A 15949-nucleotide genomic window follows, 5' to 3' on the forward strand; every position below is an offset into this window, starting at 1 on the left:
CCCCTGCTTCATTCCGACTCCCCCCGCCCTCGCCGCCGCGAGGGAGCCTCGCTGCGCTCGCTTGTTCTTGCGCGCGCCGGAAGCGACTCGCGTAGCAATCACAAGCCCCCGGCAAAGCCGGGCGCGGCGCGGCCGTGGGATGCGGGTATCGGCACTCCCCTGTTTCACTCCGACTCCCCCCGCCCTCGCCGCTGCGAGGGAGCCTCGCTGCGCTCGCTTGTTCTTGCGCGCGCCGGAGGCAGCTCATGGGGTCATGACAAACCACCGGCAACGCATGGAGAAGCGCGGTTGTGGCGCGCCGGTCAGGGCGCTGCCGTGTGCCATCCCGAATCCCGCTGCGCTTGCCGCCGCGAGCGCCGATTTTGCTGCTTGCGCGCCCGATTCAGCGCGCCATCAACCCTTATAGGGCCAGCCCCGACATGAGCAAAGCGCCTGCGTTCGCCCTGTTCCAGCCCGGCAACTATCCGCTGCACCAGCGCCTGTTGCCGGTGGTCAACCTGCTGGCGCGGGTGTCGGCGATCTTCTCGCTGACCATGCTGTTTCCCATCGGCGTCGCCTACTGGGGCAACGATGCCGGGCTGATGCCCTTCGTCGAGGCACTGGGCGGGTTGCTGCTGTTCAGCCTGCTGGTGGTGGTGGCCACGCTGCGCTACAAGCGCGAGTTGAAGACGCGCGACGGCTTCATCCTGGTGGTGGGGCTGTGGACGCTGCTGCCGGCCGCCGCCACGGCGCCGCTGCTGCTGTACGACCCGACGCTGAAATTCAGCTACGCCTATTTCGAGACCATGTCGGCGCTGAGCACCACCGGCGCCACCGCGCTCACCGGGCTGGAGCACCTGCCGGCATCGATCAATGTCTGGCGCCACCTGCTCAACTGGCTGGGCGGCATGGGTATCCTGGTGCTGGCGGTGGCGATCCTGCCGATGCTGGGCGTGGGCGGCATGCAATTGTTCAAGGCCGAGACGCCCGGCCCGATCAAGGACACCAAGCTCACCCCGCGCATCCGCGAGACCGCCCGCAACCTGTGGCTGATCTACGCCGGGCTGACGGTGGCCTGCGCGCTGCTGCTGCGCCTGGCGGGCGACCTGAGCTGGCTCGACGCCGTGTGCCACGCGTTCTCGGCGGTGTCGCTGGGCGGCTTTTCCACCTACGACGCCAACGTCGGCCATTTCGATTCGGCGGCGATCGAGATCATCCTGGTGGTGTTCACCGTGCTGTCGGCCACCAACTTCGCCACCCACTTCCTGGCACTGACCCGGCGCGACCTGAGCGTGTATTGGCGCGACTCCGAATTCAAGGCGATGATCGCGCTGATCGTCGGCAGCATCGTGATCCTGGCCGCGGTGCTGCTCTGGCGCGGCACCTACGCCGACTACGCCACCGCGCTGCGCCACGTGACCTTCAACCTGGCCTCGGTGGCCACCGGCAGCGGCTATGCCAGCACCGACTTCGCGCAGTGGCCCATCGTGGCGCCGCTGTGGATGCTGTTCCTTTCGGGCATCTGCGCCTGCGCCGGCTCGGCCGGCGGCGGCATCAAGATGATCCGCACCATCGTGCTGGTGCGCGAGGCGGGCCGCCAGTTCGTCACCCTGCTGCATCCGCAGGCGGTGATGCCGCTACGGGTCAACGGCAATTCGTTGTCCGGGCAGGTGGTGTTCGCGGTGCTGGGCTTCATCTTCCTGTACTTCATGAGCATGGTCGGGCTGACCTTCGCCCTGCTGCTCACCGACCTGGACTTCCTCTCCAGCCTGACCGCGGTGGTGGCCTGCCTGAACAACGCCGGGCCCGGCCTGGGCGTGGTGGGGCCGTCGTCCAACTATGGCGTGCTGACCGAGCCGCAGGTCTGGATCTGCTCGGTGGCGATGCTGCTGGGGCGCCTGGAAGTGATCTCGGTGCTGGTGCTGTTCACGCCCGCGTTCTGGCGCAACTAGAACGGCTGACCAGCGCGTCGATCCTGGCAGGAAGCGCGCCGCCGCCAGAAGGGTTTGTCAGCCGCTCCTGGCTCCCACTCCCGGGGCGGGGCGGCTGTCACGCTGGGAATATCCCGTATCGTGGACCGCCGCGCCGACGCCTAGCATGCCGCGATGGATGTTTTCGCCACCGGCTTTCTGCTCTCGCTGTCCCTCTGCCTGGATCTGGGCATCGTCAACGTCGCCATCATCGACGTCAGCCTCAAGTACGGCGCGCGCCCGGCGTTCTGGCTGGGGCTGGGCTCGTGCTTCGGCGATCTGGTCTACGCCGTGCTGTCGCTGGTGGGGATGAGCGTGCTGCTGCAATTCGAGGCGGTGCAATGGGCCACCTGGCTGGGCGGCGGCGGCATCCTGCTGTGGCTGGCGGTGAAGATGGCGCGCGAGGCATGGCGCGATGCGCATCGCGGTGACGTCGAACATCCGCCGCTGCCCGGGCACCGTCACCTGTTCGGTCGCGGCCTGACGCTGGCGCTGGCGTCCCCATCGGCCATCCTGTGGTTCGCCGCCGTGGGCGGCAGCCTGATCGCCCAGGCCACCGACGGTTCCGCGCTGTCGGCGGCGCGGTTCCTGGCCGGCTTCTTCAGCGGCGGGCTGGCCTGGACAGTGTTCATCGTCGTCACCGCCAGCCACGGCGGCAAGCTGCTGGGGCGGCGCTTCATCCAGGCCTGCCACCTGCTCTCCGCCGTGCTTTATCTCTATTTCGCCGGGCTGGTACTGGTCAACGGCGCGCGGAATCTACTCTAGAGCGGTGTTGGCTCGCGCTGCGGCGCGACCTCAGTAACCCGAGGTGCGGAAGCGCGCCATCTCCTGTGCCAGCCCCGCAGCCAGCCGGTTCAATTCGTCGGTGCCCTGCTGGGCCGCCTTGATCGACTGGAAGTTGGCGTCGGCCATGGTGACGATCTGCTGCACGCTGACGGCGATCGACTCGGCCGCCTGGCCCTGTTCGCGCGACGAATCGACGATGGCGCGCACGTTGCCGGCCGAGTGCTCGGCCTCGCGGCTGATTTCGCCCATGGCGGTGGCGGCCTGCTCCACCAGTTGCCGCCCGCCCTGCATCTGCTCGACGCTGCGCCGCATCACCAGCACCACCGATTCAATCTCGCCGTGGATGCCGCTGAGCATGCGGCCGATTTCGCCGGTGGCCGCCGTGGTGCGCTCGGCCAGCTTGCGCACCTCGTCGGCGACCACGGCAAAGCCGCGCCCCAGCTCGCCGGCGCGCGCGGCCTCGATGGCGGCGTTCAGCGCCAGCAGGTTGGTCTGGTCGGCGATGTCGCGGATCGAATCGACGATGCTGCCGATGTTCTCCGAGCGCCCGGCCAGTTGCAGCGTCAGTTGCGCCGCACTTTCCAGCGTGTCGCCCACCTCGCCGATATTGCCGCGCGTCTGCGCCAGCAATTGCGTGCCCTCGCGCGAGCGCGCCTGTACGCGGTCGGCCAGCCGGGCGGCCTCCTCGGTGTTGTCGGCTACGTGACGCACGCTGACCGCCACCTGCTCCACCGCCGCCGCGGTGGCCTGGGCGGCGTCGGTCTGCCGTTCCGACGCGGTGGTCACCGCCTCGGCGTGCTCGGCCACCTGGCCGGCGGTGTGGCGCACCGAGTCGGCGAAGCGCTGCGCCTTGCCGACCGCTTCGTCCAGCTTGGCGATGAACTGGTTGTAGGCGTGGGCGATGCGCGCCAGTTCGTCGCTGCCGGCGATGCTGCTGCGATCGCGCAGCGCCAGTTGTTCGGATGCCTGCTCGATCTGCCGTTGCAGCGTGTTCACCCGCAGCGTGAGATAGCGCAGGATGACCACGCCCAGCACCAGACCCACCAGCAGCGCCACCGCGCTGGCGGCCAGCATCCGCACCGTGGTCTGCTCGAACTCGGCATCGGCGCCCTGCTTGTTGCGGCCGGCCTCGTCCACCAGGTGCTCCATCACGGTGTTGGCGCTGGTGCGCTGCGCGGTGTACAGGTCGGCGTAGCGCTCGTCGTACAGGCGCTTGGCCGTCTCGACGTCGCCCTGCTCCAGTGCCTGCAACATCGGCGCCAGCGCCTGCTGTTCCAGTTGGCCGAACTGCTGTTGCAGCGTGGCGACCTCGTCGCGGATCGCCGGGTTGACCTGCGCGTCGACCGCCGCCTGGAGCGCCTGGCGCATGGCCGGAATATCCTCCTCGCGCGTTTCGCGGATGCGGGTGGCGGTGTCCTTGCTGCCGCCCAGCCCCTGGTCGCGCAGGAACATCAGGTCGATGCCGACGCGCATGCGCGGGATGCGCGACAGCACCTCGGCCATCGCCCGCATCGGTCGCGCGCCGTTGTGGTAGCTGGATTCCACCGTGCCGTGCAGCCGCGCCATGCCCAGGTACGCCAGGCCGCCCACCGCCAACGTGCCCAGCAACGGCACCGCCAGCAGGATCAGCAATTGTTGTTTGAAGGTGAGCTTGTGCAGCATGGGGTTTCCTCCGGCCTGGGCAGCGTGATGGGAACCGACGGGCACACCAGGGCTTCGCGGAGGTTACGCATCGGCGACAACACCTGCAATCAAATTGCATTCATTGTCAAACATGCGCAGTACAGCACGGAATGGCGGGTGGTTTCGCCTTGGGGATATCACCGACAAGGCTGGCTGGAAACAAGCAAAAAGGGGCCGTGAGGCCCCTTTTCGATGCGACTGGCACGCCTTACTCGGCCAGCTCCACCCTGCCCCGACCGGTATGTTTGGCGCGGTACAGCGCCTCGTCGGCGCGCAGCACCAGCGCCCGTCCGTTCTCGTCGGCATGCAGTTCGGCGATGCCGCTGGAAAAACTGATCTCGATGCGGCGGTTGTGGTGTATGAACGGTGTCTTGGCGGCCACCAGGCGCAGACGGTCGGCCACGTAGCTGGCGCCGTTGAGATCGGTTTCGGGCAACAGCAGCAAAAACTCCTCGCCGCCGTAGCGCACCAGGAAGTCGCTCTCGCGCAACACCGCGCGGGCCAGGTTGGCGATGTGCACCAGCACCTGGTCGCCCACCAGGTGGCCGAAGCGGTCGTTGATCTGCTTGAAGTCGTCCAGGTCGAACAGCACCACGGTGAACTTGCTCTCGCCGCGCTGGGCGCGCTTCACTTCGCGCGCCAGCAGGTGATCCAGGCCCTGGCGGTTGAGCGTGCCGGTGAGCGGGTCCTGCTCCAGCATCTTGCGGTTGTAGGCGAGGTCTTCCTCGATGTGCTTGACCGAATCGCGGATCGACACGATGTCGTCGTGCGACGAGGACACCGAGGCATGCAGGGTGTGGGTGGAACTGATGATGTCTTCCAGCAGCGCCGTCATGGTGCCGTGCGATTGTTCGTCCAGCAGCGCCTCGCGCCGGGCGTGGTGCAACTGGCCCAGGCTGGCGGCCATGTTCTCGCCGCTTTCGGACAACGACTCCAGCAACTGCGCCGTGGTGTCGCGCGCCTCGGCCAGCACGTCGTCCAGCTTGCACAGCACCTGCCAGGCATGCTGGAGTTCGTCGTTGGTCTTGGTGCCCGGCGACTTGATGGTGACGATGGCGTTGTAGAATTGCGCGTAGTTTTCCGGCGTGGGCGGCAGGCCGCGTTCGGCAAGGCGCTTGAGGGCGATACGGGCGATTTCCACCGGATTGACCGGTGGCGGATTGGACGTCATGAGTTTTTTTATTCGTTGGTGAACAGCAGGCAGGGCTGGCCGATTCTACGCAAACGCGCGCCACCGCGCCACGCCGTTTGCCCCACCTAAATCATTCTCCTAGCAAAGAAATTTCGTACCCATGCATATCCACATCCTTGGCATCTGCGGCACCTTCATGGGCGGCATCGCGGCGCTGGCCCGCGCCGCCGGCCACACCGTCACCGGCTGCGACGCCAACGTCTATCCGCCGATGTCGGACCAGCTGCGCGCACTCGACATCGACCTGATCGAAGGCTGGGATCCGGCCCAGTTGCAGCCGGGCATCGATCTCTACGTGGTCGGCAACGTGGTCACCCGCGGCAACCCGCTGATGGAAGCCATCCTCGACCGTGGCCTGCCGTATACCTCCGGCCCGGAATGGCTGCGCGACCACCTGCTGGCCGACAAATGGGTGCTGGCAGTGGCCGGCACCCACGGCAAGACCACCACCACCTCGATGCTGGCGTGGGTACTGGAATACGCCGGGCTGGCGCCGGGCTTCCTGGTCGGCGGCGTGCCGGAGAACTTCGGCATCAGCGCGCGCCTGCCCGGCGCGCCGCGCCAGGACCCGGCCAGCGTGTCGCCGTTCTTCGTGATCGAGGCCGACGAATACGACACCGCGTTCTTCGACAAGCGCAGCAAGTTCGTCCACTACCGCCCGCGCACCGCCATCCTCAACAACCTGGAATTCGACCACGCCGACATCTTCGCCGACCTCGCCGCCATCGAAACCCAGTTCCACCACCTGGTGCGCACCGTGCCCGGCAACGGCCGCATCGTCGCCAACGGCCGCGAAGCCAGCCTGGAACGGGTGCTCCAGCGCGGCTGCTGGACGCCGGTGGAGCGCTTCGGCATCGAGGATGGCTGGACCCTGGGCGAAATCCACGCCGACGGCTTCGACGTGTGGTTCCAGGGCGCGCCGCAAGGGCGCGTGGTGTGGAGCCTGCTGGGCGAGCACAACGCCATGAACGCGCTGGCGGCCATCGCCGCCGCGCGCCACGTCGGCGTCGCGCCCGAGGTGGCCATCGCCGCGCTGGGCGAGTTCCAGAACGTGAAGCGCCGCATGGAAGTACGCGGCACCGTGCACGGCATCACCGTCTACGACGACTTCGCCCACCATCCCACCGCCATCGCCACCACCGTGGCCGGCCTGCGCCGCAAGGTGGGCGCCGCGCGCATCCTGGCCGTGCTCGAACCGCGCTCCAACACCATGAAGCTGGGCACCATGAAGGCCGCCCTGCCCGGCTCGCTGGTCGACGCCGACCGGGTGTTCTGCTACGGCGCCAACCTGGGCTGGAGCCCCGCCGAGGCGCTGGCGCCGCTGGGCGACAAGGCCGCCAGCTTCGACGATCTGGACGCGCTGACCGCCGCCATCGTCGAGGCCGCGCAACCGGGCGACCAGGTGCTGGTGATGAGCAACGGCGGCTTCGGCGGGTTGCATGGCAAGTTGCTGGCGGCGCTGGAGGCCAGGAAAGGCTGATGCGCGCTCCGGCCGGCGAGACGGCTGCTATACAGAAGTCTCGCCAAAATGACCGGAGCATGAAATGGACTGGCAAAGCAGCCTGCGCGCATCGAAAGGGGGCGGCGCCTTCGTGACCGGCAAGGCCAGCGCGGCGGGGAGTGCCGACAGCGTCAGCCATCACCGCAATTCGATCGCCTTTCGCGCACAGCAGACCGACACCCTGGCGCCGATGCCCTCGCTCAAGCGCAACGCGGACACGGCGTTCACCCTGTCGCCCATGGGTGGCGTGGCGGGCGCGGGCGGCGATCCGCCCAGGCGGCCGAATGGCTTCGACAAATCCAACACCGGTCATTACGCGCCCGAGGGCGGGCCGTTCATTCCGCTGCCGGCCAGCATGGCGGCGCAGATGCAGCCCAACGACGAGATGCGTCGGGTGCGTCCACGCTTGCAGCCGCAACAGGCGCCACAGCAGGACGGGCCGCCCGCGCGGCTGCAACGCGCCAACTCGATGCCCAGCGTGGGCGACAACGCCGGCTTCTACCACACCTTCCGCAGCGTGGCGACGCACGGGCTGCTGTCGCAGAACGAGATGCGCGACCGGGGCATCAGCTTCAATCCATCGAACGACGGCCGCCAGCGCAACGCCGGCACCATCGATGTGACGCGCCTGCCTGGCCACCTGGGCAACGGCCAGGGGGAGATGTCGCGGCAGGCGGTCTCCAATCCTCATCACGGTGCGCTGAGCGTGGTGCTGGAGCGCGATCAGCCGCTGGGCTTCCAGCCGGCGACCATCGACGATCTCGATCCCCAGCGACGCGAGATGCTGTCGCAGGTACCCGAAAGCATGCGGGCCAGCCTGACCCGATCGGTGGTCGCCGCATTGCCGCAACGCCTGAGCGACCCCGACGACGCCAGCCGGCGCATGCACAATTCCTTCATGGCGATCGGCAGCGCCAGCACACCCTCCAATGTCAATGGCGCGCACGAAATGACCCGCCCCGGCATGCCGCCCGCCCAGATCGACCGGCTGGTGGTGCCGGAGCAGCACCGCTCGACGGTGGGCCAGGTGCGACGCGACCTGGGCGCGCGCGGCGGCACGGCCATGCCGCCGGTCGAGTTCGTGCACAGCACCAGCACCATGGTGCCGCAATACCAGAGCCCGAGAGGGGACATCAATCCGGTGCAGGGCGTGCGCGCACCGGCCTACCAGCACGCCGTCACCTCGCACGCGCAGCAGCACGGCGACACCGACATCCATATCGTCAAGACCGGGATGCAGGACCAGCCCAGGCAGCCGCAGACGCGACCGCGCTCGAAGAGCATCTAGGGCGAATCGCCCTTCGCACCCGCGTTTGAAGGTCGATTCACCCTAGCGCAGCCTCACCACCACACCGGCTCCGGCTCGATGGCCACGCCGAAGCGCGCCAGCACCTCGGCGCGCACCGCGTCGGTCAGCGCCGCCACGTCCGCGCGCGCCGCGCCGCCGTGGTTGACCAGCACCAGCGCCTGGCGCTCGTACATGCCCACCGGCCCCAGCCGGCGGCCCTTCCAGCCGGCGCGCTCGATCAACCAGCCCGCCGCCAGCTTGTAGTCGCCGTCGGGCATGGCGTACGACACCAATGCGGGGTGTTCGGCCAGCAAGGCGTCGCGCTGCGCCGCCGGCACGATGGGATTCTTGAAGAAGCTGCCGGCGTTGCCGATCACCGCGGGGTCGGGCAGCTTGCGGCGGCGCACGTTGACCACCGCCTGCGCCACCCCTTGCGGCGTGCGCGGCAGGCCGGCGCCGGTCAGCTCGGCGTCGATCTCGCCGTAGCCGGTGCGCAGCACATGATTGCGCGGCAGGCGGAACACCACCTCGCCGATCAGCCAGCGCCCCGCTTCGTCGTGCTTGAACACGCTGTCGCGGTAGGCGAACGCGCATTCGGCATTGCCGAACACGCGGCGCTCGCCGTCGGCCAGTTGGTACGCGGTCAGCTCATGCAGCACGTCCTTCACTTCGACGCCGTAGGCGCCGATGTTCTGGATCGGCGCCGCGCCGACGGTGCCCGGGATCAGCGACAGGTTCTCCAGCCCGCCCCAGCCCTGCGCCAGCGTCCATTGCACGAACTCGTGCCAGGGCTCGCCGCCGCCCGCCGCCACGTAGACCGCGTGTTCGTCCTCGCCCACCACGCGGCGGCCGGCGATCTCCACCTTGAGCGTCAGGCCGGGCACCACTTCCGGCAGCACCAGATTGCTGCCGCCGCCCAGCACCTGCCACGGCATGCGCGCCAGCGCCGCATCGCCCGCCAGCGCCGCGACATCCTCCCCGCCGCGCACCACCGCCAGCTGCGCCGCCCGCGCCGCCAGCCCCAGGGTGTTGAGGGGGGTGAGGTCGATGTCGGTGGCGATCTGCGGCATGAGGGGACTCCGGGGAAAGCGGGATTATGGGGGATGCGGGCGGGGGAAGGAACTTGATCCCGATCCAAGCAAAACAGCCCCCTGATCGCTCAGGGGGCTGTTTGTTCGAGGCAGCAGGCCGAAATGGCTTACCAGACCTGCAGGTACTCCAGGATGCCTTCCGCAGCCTGGCGACCTTCGTAGACCGCGCGCACCACCAGGTCGGCGCCGCGCACCTGGTCGCCGCCGGCGAACACCTTGGGATTGCTGGTCTGGTGCTTGTAGCGCTGCTGGAACGGCGCGACGGTGCGGTTCCAGTCGTCGGTGGCGATGTCGGCACCGTCGAACCAGCTCTGGCGTTCGGCCTGGAAGCCGAAGGCGACGATCACGTGGTCGCATTGCAGGGTGCGCTCGGAACCGGCCACCACCTCGGGACGGCGGCGGCCCTTTTCGTCCGGCGCGCCCAGCTGGGTGGTCACCAGCTTCAGCGCCAGCGTGCCGTCCGGGTTGGCTTCGATGCCGACCGGCTGGCTGTTCCACTGGAACTGCACGCCTTCTTCCTTGGCGTTGGCCACTTCTCGCTTGGAGCCGGGCATGTTGGCCTCGTCGCGGCGATAGGCGCAGATCACGCTGGCGGCGCCCTGGCGGATGCTGGTGCGGTTGCAGTCCATGGCGGTGTCGCCGCCGCCCAGCACCACCACGCGCTTGCCGGCCATGCTGACGAAGGCTTCGCCCTCGGGCAGCGTGCCCATGTTGTTGCGCACGTTGTTGATCAGGAACGGCAGCGCTTCCAGCACGCCGGGCAGTTCTTCGCCGGCGAAGCCGCCCTTCATGTACTTGTAGGCGCCCATGCCCATGAACACGGCGTCGTAGTCGCGCAGCAGGTCGTCGATCGACAGGTCGCGACCGATCTCGGTGTTCAGGCGGAACTCGACGCCCATCCCTTCCATGATCTGGCGGCGGGTGGCGATCACTTCCTTTTCCAGCTTGAACTCGGGGATGCCGAAGGTGAGCAGGCCGCCGATTTCCTCGTAGCGGTCGAACACCACCGGCCTCACACCGTTGCGCACCAGGATGTCGGCACAGCCCAGGCCCGCCGGGCCGGCGCCGATGATGGCGACCTTTTTGTCGGTCCACACCACCTGGCTCATGTCGGGACGCCAGCCCTGCTTGAAGGCTTCGTCGGTGATGTACTTTTCCACCGAGCCGATCGACACCGCGCCGAAGCCGCCCTGGTTCAGCGTGCAGGCGCCTTCGCACAGGCGATCCTGCGGACAGACGCGGCCGCAGATCTCGGGCAGCGAGTTGGTCTTGTGCGACAGCTCGGCGGCCTCGAACAACTTGCCTTCCTTCACCAGCTGCAACCAGTTCGGGATGTAGTTGTGCACCGGGCATTCCCACTCGCAGTAGGGATTGCCGCAGGACAGGCAACGGCTGGATTGCTCGCCGGCTTCGAGCTTGGCCAGTGGCTGGTAGATTTCGCGGAACACGAACTTGCGCTGTTCCACCGGCACCTTCTCGCCGGGGTTGCGCGCCACGTTCATGAATTGGAATACGTCGGACATTGGTTTTAACCTCGGTGAGGAGTGAGGGGTGAGGGGTGAGGTGCGCACCCGCTCCGGTCCTTCGCTCCTGAACACATACCTAGCGATGTGAGGGGGCGCGGGTTTTCTCCTCACGCCTCACACCTCACACCTCACATCGTCAATCCTTCAGCAGATCGTCCAGCTTGGCCGCCTTGGGCTTGACCAGCCAGAAGTAGTCCACGGCCTCGTCGAAGTTGCTCAGCAGTTCGGCGGCCTTGGACGACCCGGTCAACGCCACGTGCTGGGTGAGCTTTTCGCGCAGGAAGGCCCGCACCGCGCCGTAGCTCTCGCCGTTGATGGTGTTGATGTCGATCAGCTCGTTGTTGATGCGGTAGGCGAACTTCTCCTTGGCGTCGTGCACCAGGGCGAAGCCGCCGGTCATGCCGGCGCCGAAGTTGTAGCCGGTCTCGCCCAGCACGATCACCACGCCGCCGGTCATGTATTCGCAACCGTGGTCGCCGATGCCTTCCACCACGGCGGTGGCGCCGGAGTTGCGCACCGCGAAGCGCTCGCCGCCGCGGCCCGCGGCGTACAGCTCGCCGCCGGTGGCGCCGTAGAGGCAGGTGTTGCCGACGATCACGCCGTCATCCGACTTGAACGCGCTGTGCTTGGGCGGGTAGATCACCACGCGGCCGCCGGCCATGCCCTTGCCCACGTAGTCGTTGGCGTCGCCTTCCAGCTCCAGCGTCAGGCCCGGCGCGTTCCACACGCCGAACGATTGGCCGGCCGAGCCGTCGAGCTTCAGGTGCAGGCAGTCGGCCGGCAGCCCGGCGGCGCCGTGCGCCTTGGCGATCTCGCCGGACAGGCGCGCGCCGATCGAGCGGTTGATGTTGCGCACCTTGTAGCTCAGCGTCTGCGGCGTCTTGCTGCGGATGCCGGCGATGGCGTCCTTGACCATCTGTTCGGCCAGCTCGCCCTTGTCGAACGAGGGGTTGGAATCCTCGACGCAGAAGCGCGGCTCGCTGTCGGGGATGTCGCCCTGGCTGAGCAGCACGTCCAGGCGCAGCTTCTGCTGGCGCGCGGTGGCGCCTTCGGCCAGCGCCAGCACGTCGCTGCGGCCGATCAGTTCTTCCATGCTGCGCACGCCCAGCTTCGCCATCCATTCGCGCGTTTCCTGGGCGATGAAGGTGAAGTAGTTGACGACCATGTCCGGCAGGCCGGTGAAGTACTTGGAGCGCAGCTTGATTTCCTGCGTGGCCACGCCGGTGGCGCAGTTGTTCAGGTGGCAGATGCGCAGGTACTTGCAGCCCAGCGCCACCATCGGGCCGGTGCCGAAGCCGAAGCTCTCGGCGCCCATGGCGGCGGCCTTGACCACGTCCAGGCCGGTCTTGAGGCCGCCGTCGGTCTGCACCCGCACCCGGCCGCGCAGGCCGTTGGCGCGCAGCACCTGCTGCGCTTCGGTCAGGCCCAGTTCGAACGGCGTGCCGGCGTACTTCACGCTGGTCAGCGGGCTGGCGCCGGTGCCGCCGTCATAGCCGGAGATCGTGATCAGGTCGGCATACGCCTTGGCCACGCCGGCGGCGATGGTGCCCACGCCCGGCTCGGCCACCAGCTTCACCGACACCAGCGCGTCGGGGTTGACCTGCTTCAGGTCGAAGATCAGCTGGGCCAGATCCTCGATCGAGTAGATGTCGTGGTGCGGCGGCGGCGAGATCAGGCTGATGCCCGGCTTGGAGCAGCGCAGGCGCGCGATCAGCGGGCTGACCTTGTCGCCCGGCAACTGGCCGCCTTCGCCCGGCTTGGCGCCCTGGGCCACCTTGATCTGCAACACTTCGGCGTTGACCAGATAGTGCGGGGTGACGCCGAAACGGCCGGACGCCACCTGCTTGATCTTGGACATCTTGACCGTGCCGTAGCGCGCGGCATCCTCGCCGCCCTCGCCCGAATTGGAGCGGCCGCCCAGGCGGTTCATGCCCTCGGCCAGCGCTTCGTGCGCCTCGGGGCTGAGCGCGCCCAGCGACATGCCGGCGGAGTCGAAACGCTTGAGGATGGATTCGACCGATTCCACTTCGTCCAGCGGCACGGCGCGCGCCGGATCGAGCTTGAGCGCCATCAGGTCGCGCAGCATCGCCACCGGGCGGTTGTTCACCAGGTCGGCGTACTTCAGGTATTCCTTGTAGTCGCCGCCCTGCACCGCCTTCTGCAACTGCATCACCACGTCCGGGTTGTAGGCGTGGTATTCCTCGCCGAACACGTACTTGAGCAGGCCGCCCTGTTGCAGCGGGCGCATCGGGTTGAACGCCAGGCGGTTCAGCTTCTTCTGGTCTTCCTCGAAGTCGGCGAAGCCGGCGCCGCCGATACGCGACACGGTGCCGTTCAGGCACAGTTCGACCACTTCCTCGCCGATGCCCACGCCTTCGAACAGCTGCGAGCCGCGGTACGAGGCGATGGTGGAGATGCCCATCTTGGACAGGATCTTCAGCAGGCCCTTGTTGATGCCCTTGCGGAAGTTGTTGGCGGCTTTCTCCAGCGGCAGTTCCAGCTGGCCCAGCTCCATCAGTTCCATGATGGTCTGGTAGGCCAGGTACGGGAACACGGCGGTGGCGCCGTAGCCGATCAGGCAGGCGAAGTGGTGCGGATCGCGCGCGGTGGCGGTCTCGATGATGATGTTGGTCTTGCAGCGCAGGCCGCTATCGACCAGCGCGTGGTTCACCGCGCCGACGGCGAACAGCGCCGGGATCGGCAGGCGGTCGCGGGCGATGTTTTTATCCGACAGCACGATGATGACGGTCTTGTCCTCGCGCACGCTGCGCAGCACGTCTGCCTGCAACGCCAGGATCGCCACCTTCAGGCTGGAGCACGCCGGGTCGTAGCACAGGTCGAAGCGCGCGGACTTGTAGTCCGGGTCGTCCATGCTGGTCAGCGCGTCGAACTTGTCGCTGGACAGCACCGGCGAGCGCACTTCCAGGCGGCGGGCGTTGAATTCGCTCTCGTCGAACAGGTTGCGCTCGGGGCCGAAGCAGGTGTTCAGCGACATCACGATCGCTTCGCGGATCGGGTCGATCGGCGGGTTGGTCACCTGGGCGAACTGCTGGCGCAGGTAATCGAACGGCGAGCGCACCTTTTCCGACAGCACGGCCATCGGGGTGTCGTCGCCCATCGAGCCGACCGCTTCCTGGCCGGCCTCGGCCAGCACGCGGATCACCTGATCGCGTTCTTCGAAGGTGAGCTGGAACTGCTTCTGGAAGGTGAGGCGCTCGGCCTTGTCCATCGCCGGCAGCACGCCGACGTCCTCGGCGATCTCCAGGTGCTGGGCGTGCTTCTTCACCCATTCGCGGTACGGGTGCGCGGCCTTCAGGCGGTTGTCGATGGTCTCTGTGTCGAGGAACTCGCCGGTCTGCAGGTCGACGGCGACGATCTGGCCCGGCTTGACGCGGCCCTTCTGCACCACGTCCTCGGGCTTGTACGGCCAGGTGCCGACTTCCGACGCGATGGTCAGGTGGCGGTCGCGGGTGATGACGTAACGCGCCGGGCGCAGGCCGTTGCGGTCGAGCGCACAGCCGGCGTAGCGGCCGTTGGTCCAGACCAGGCCGGCCGGGCCGTCCCACGGCTCCATGTGCATCGAGTTGTATTCGTAGAACGCGCGCAGGTCGCGGTCGTTGCTGTCGACGTTCTGCCAGGCCGGCGGCACCAGCATGCGGAAGGCGCGGAACACGTCGATGCCGCCCATCATCAGGCCTTCGAGCATGTTGTCCAGGCTCATCGAATCCGAGCCGTTGGTCTGTACGATGGGGCGCACGGTATCCATGTCGAGCAGCGGGCTGTCCATCACCGCTTCGCGCGCCTTGGCCCACAGGCGGTTGCCGTGCAGGGTGTTGATCTCGCCGTTGTGCGCGACGAAGCGGAACGGCTGCGCCAGCTTCCACTGCGGCCAGGTGTTGGTCGAGAAGCGCTGGTGGTAAACGGCCAGGCTCGACTCGAACCGCTCGTCCTTCAGGTCGAGGTAGAACACCGGCAGGTTGTCCGGCGTGACCAGGCCCTTGTACGAAAGCACCTGCGAGTTGAGCGTGGGCTGGTAGAACGAGGCGTCGGCGTGGTTGGCCTTCTCGGCCAGACGGCGCGCCTGGTACAGCTTGCGGTCGAAGGCGTCCTGGTCGAGGCTGCCCGGCGCGTTGACGAACACCTGCGAGATGGTCGGCAGGGTGCGCAGCGCGTATTCGCCACAGGCGTCCACGTTGACGGGCACGGCGCGCAGGCCGGCGAATTCCAGGCCCTGCGAGGCGATGGCGGCTTTCAGGTTTTCGATGGAGGCGGCGCCGAGGGCGGCGTCGGTGCTGTGGAACACCAGACCGGCGGCGTAGCGCTCGGCCAGGGCGATGCCGTTTTCGGCGGCCACGGCGCGCAGGAAGCCGTCGGGCTTGCGGAACAGCAGGCCACAGCCGTCGCCGGATTTGCCGTCGGCGGCCACGGCGCCACGGTGGGTCAGGCAGGCGAGCGAGCTGATCGCGGTGGACACCAGCCAATGCGAAGGCTTGTCGTCCATTTGGGCAATCAGGCCGAAACCGCAGCTATCCTGTTCAAACTGCGGGCTATATAACGTGCCCTCCAACCAGCTTTGTCTATCCATCACAGGCACCTTGCGAAAAGCCAATAAAAGCCAAAAAAACCAAAGATGACGGCTTGACCGGAATCAAGCGAAAGGGCTTGATTCTAGCCATAAAGGGTGCTACTCGCAACTCGAACCCGGTGCCCTCCGGCAATCGGGAAAAACCCTGAACCCCGCGCCACGATTGGCTTTCGGCGACGTCAGCCGCTTTGCCGGACCGCCCGTTTCCCCTTGTGCCCTCCACCCGCCCGCATTGCAGCAAAAATGGCCCTTTGCGGGCCATCGACAGGTGATTTCATTCGCCAAAACACCGTAAAAAACGTGCAAGTGAAAACCTGTGTAATTCACCAAATCGGTGCGTCGCCATTT

General features: G+C 67.4%; 9 protein-coding genes. 4 read left to right on the top strand and 5 right to left on the bottom strand.

Annotation, left to right across the window (positions count from 1 at the left end):
• Window positions 1-419: 419 nt before the first annotated feature.
• Window positions 420-1931 (top strand): TrkH family potassium uptake protein, encoded by a 1512-nt coding sequence (locus C556_RS0110075; RefSeq protein WP_018748126.1) that lies wholly within the window; start codon window positions 420-422, stop codon window positions 1929-1931.
• Between the two features lie 153 nt (window positions 1932-2084).
• Complete coding sequence (locus C556_RS0110080; RefSeq protein WP_018748127.1) at window positions 2085-2714, top strand: LysE family translocator; 630 nt, start codon at window positions 2085-2087, stop codon at window positions 2712-2714.
• A gap of 30 nt (window positions 2715-2744) precedes the next feature.
• Here C556_RS0110080 and C556_RS20025 read toward each other — a convergent pair whose 3' ends face one another.
• The gene (locus C556_RS20025; protein WP_018748128.1) at window positions 2745-4397 is read right to left on the bottom strand and encodes a methyl-accepting chemotaxis protein; all 1653 of its coding nucleotides are present in this window, start codon (window positions 4395-4397) and stop codon (window positions 2745-2747) included.
• Window positions 4398-4626: 229 nt separating this feature from the next.
• The gene (locus tag C556_RS20030) at window positions 4627-5589 is read right to left on the bottom strand and encodes a GGDEF domain-containing protein (RefSeq protein WP_018748129.1); all 963 of its coding nucleotides are present in this window, start codon (window positions 5587-5589) and stop codon (window positions 4627-4629) included.
• 121 nt (window positions 5590-5710) lie between these two features.
• Between C556_RS20030 and mpl the strand changes: the two genes are divergently transcribed.
• Window positions 5711-7090 (top strand): UDP-N-acetylmuramate:L-alanyl-gamma-D-glutamyl-meso-diaminopimelate ligase, encoded by a 1380-nt coding sequence (mpl, locus tag C556_RS0110095; RefSeq protein ID WP_018748130.1) that lies wholly within the window; start codon window positions 5711-5713, stop codon window positions 7088-7090.
• A 64-nt stretch (window positions 7091-7154) separates the two neighbouring features.
• Window positions 7155-8399, top strand: a complete 1245-nt coding sequence (locus C556_RS0110100) for a hypothetical protein (RefSeq protein ID WP_018748131.1) — start codon at window positions 7155-7157, stop codon at window positions 8397-8399.
• A gap of 53 nt (window positions 8400-8452) precedes the next feature.
• Here C556_RS0110100 and murB read toward each other — a convergent pair whose 3' ends face one another.
• The 3 genes from murB to gltB form a co-directional block, all read right to left on the bottom strand.
• Complete coding sequence (gene murB / locus C556_RS0110105) at window positions 8453-9469, bottom strand: UDP-N-acetylmuramate dehydrogenase (protein ID WP_018748132.1); 1017 nt, start codon at window positions 9467-9469, stop codon at window positions 8453-8455.
• 128 nt (window positions 9470-9597) lie between these two features.
• Window positions 9598-11013 carry a glutamate synthase small subunit GltD family protein gene (locus C556_RS0110110; protein WP_018748133.1) on the bottom strand — a complete coding sequence of 472 codons (1416 nt, stop codon included), beginning with the start codon at window positions 11011-11013 and terminating at the stop codon, window positions 9598-9600.
• Window positions 11014-11152: 139 nt separating this feature from the next.
• Window positions 11153-15601 (bottom strand): glutamate synthase large subunit, encoded by a 4449-nt coding sequence (gltB, locus tag C556_RS0110115; RefSeq protein ID WP_026262980.1) that lies wholly within the window; start codon window positions 15599-15601, stop codon window positions 11153-11155.
• Window positions 15602-15949: the final 348 nt, after the last annotated feature.

The organism is Chitiniphilus shinanonensis DSM 23277 (genome assembly GCF_000374805.1).
Classification (GTDB): domain Bacteria; phylum Pseudomonadota; class Gammaproteobacteria; order Burkholderiales; family Chitinibacteraceae; genus Chitiniphilus; species Chitiniphilus shinanonensis.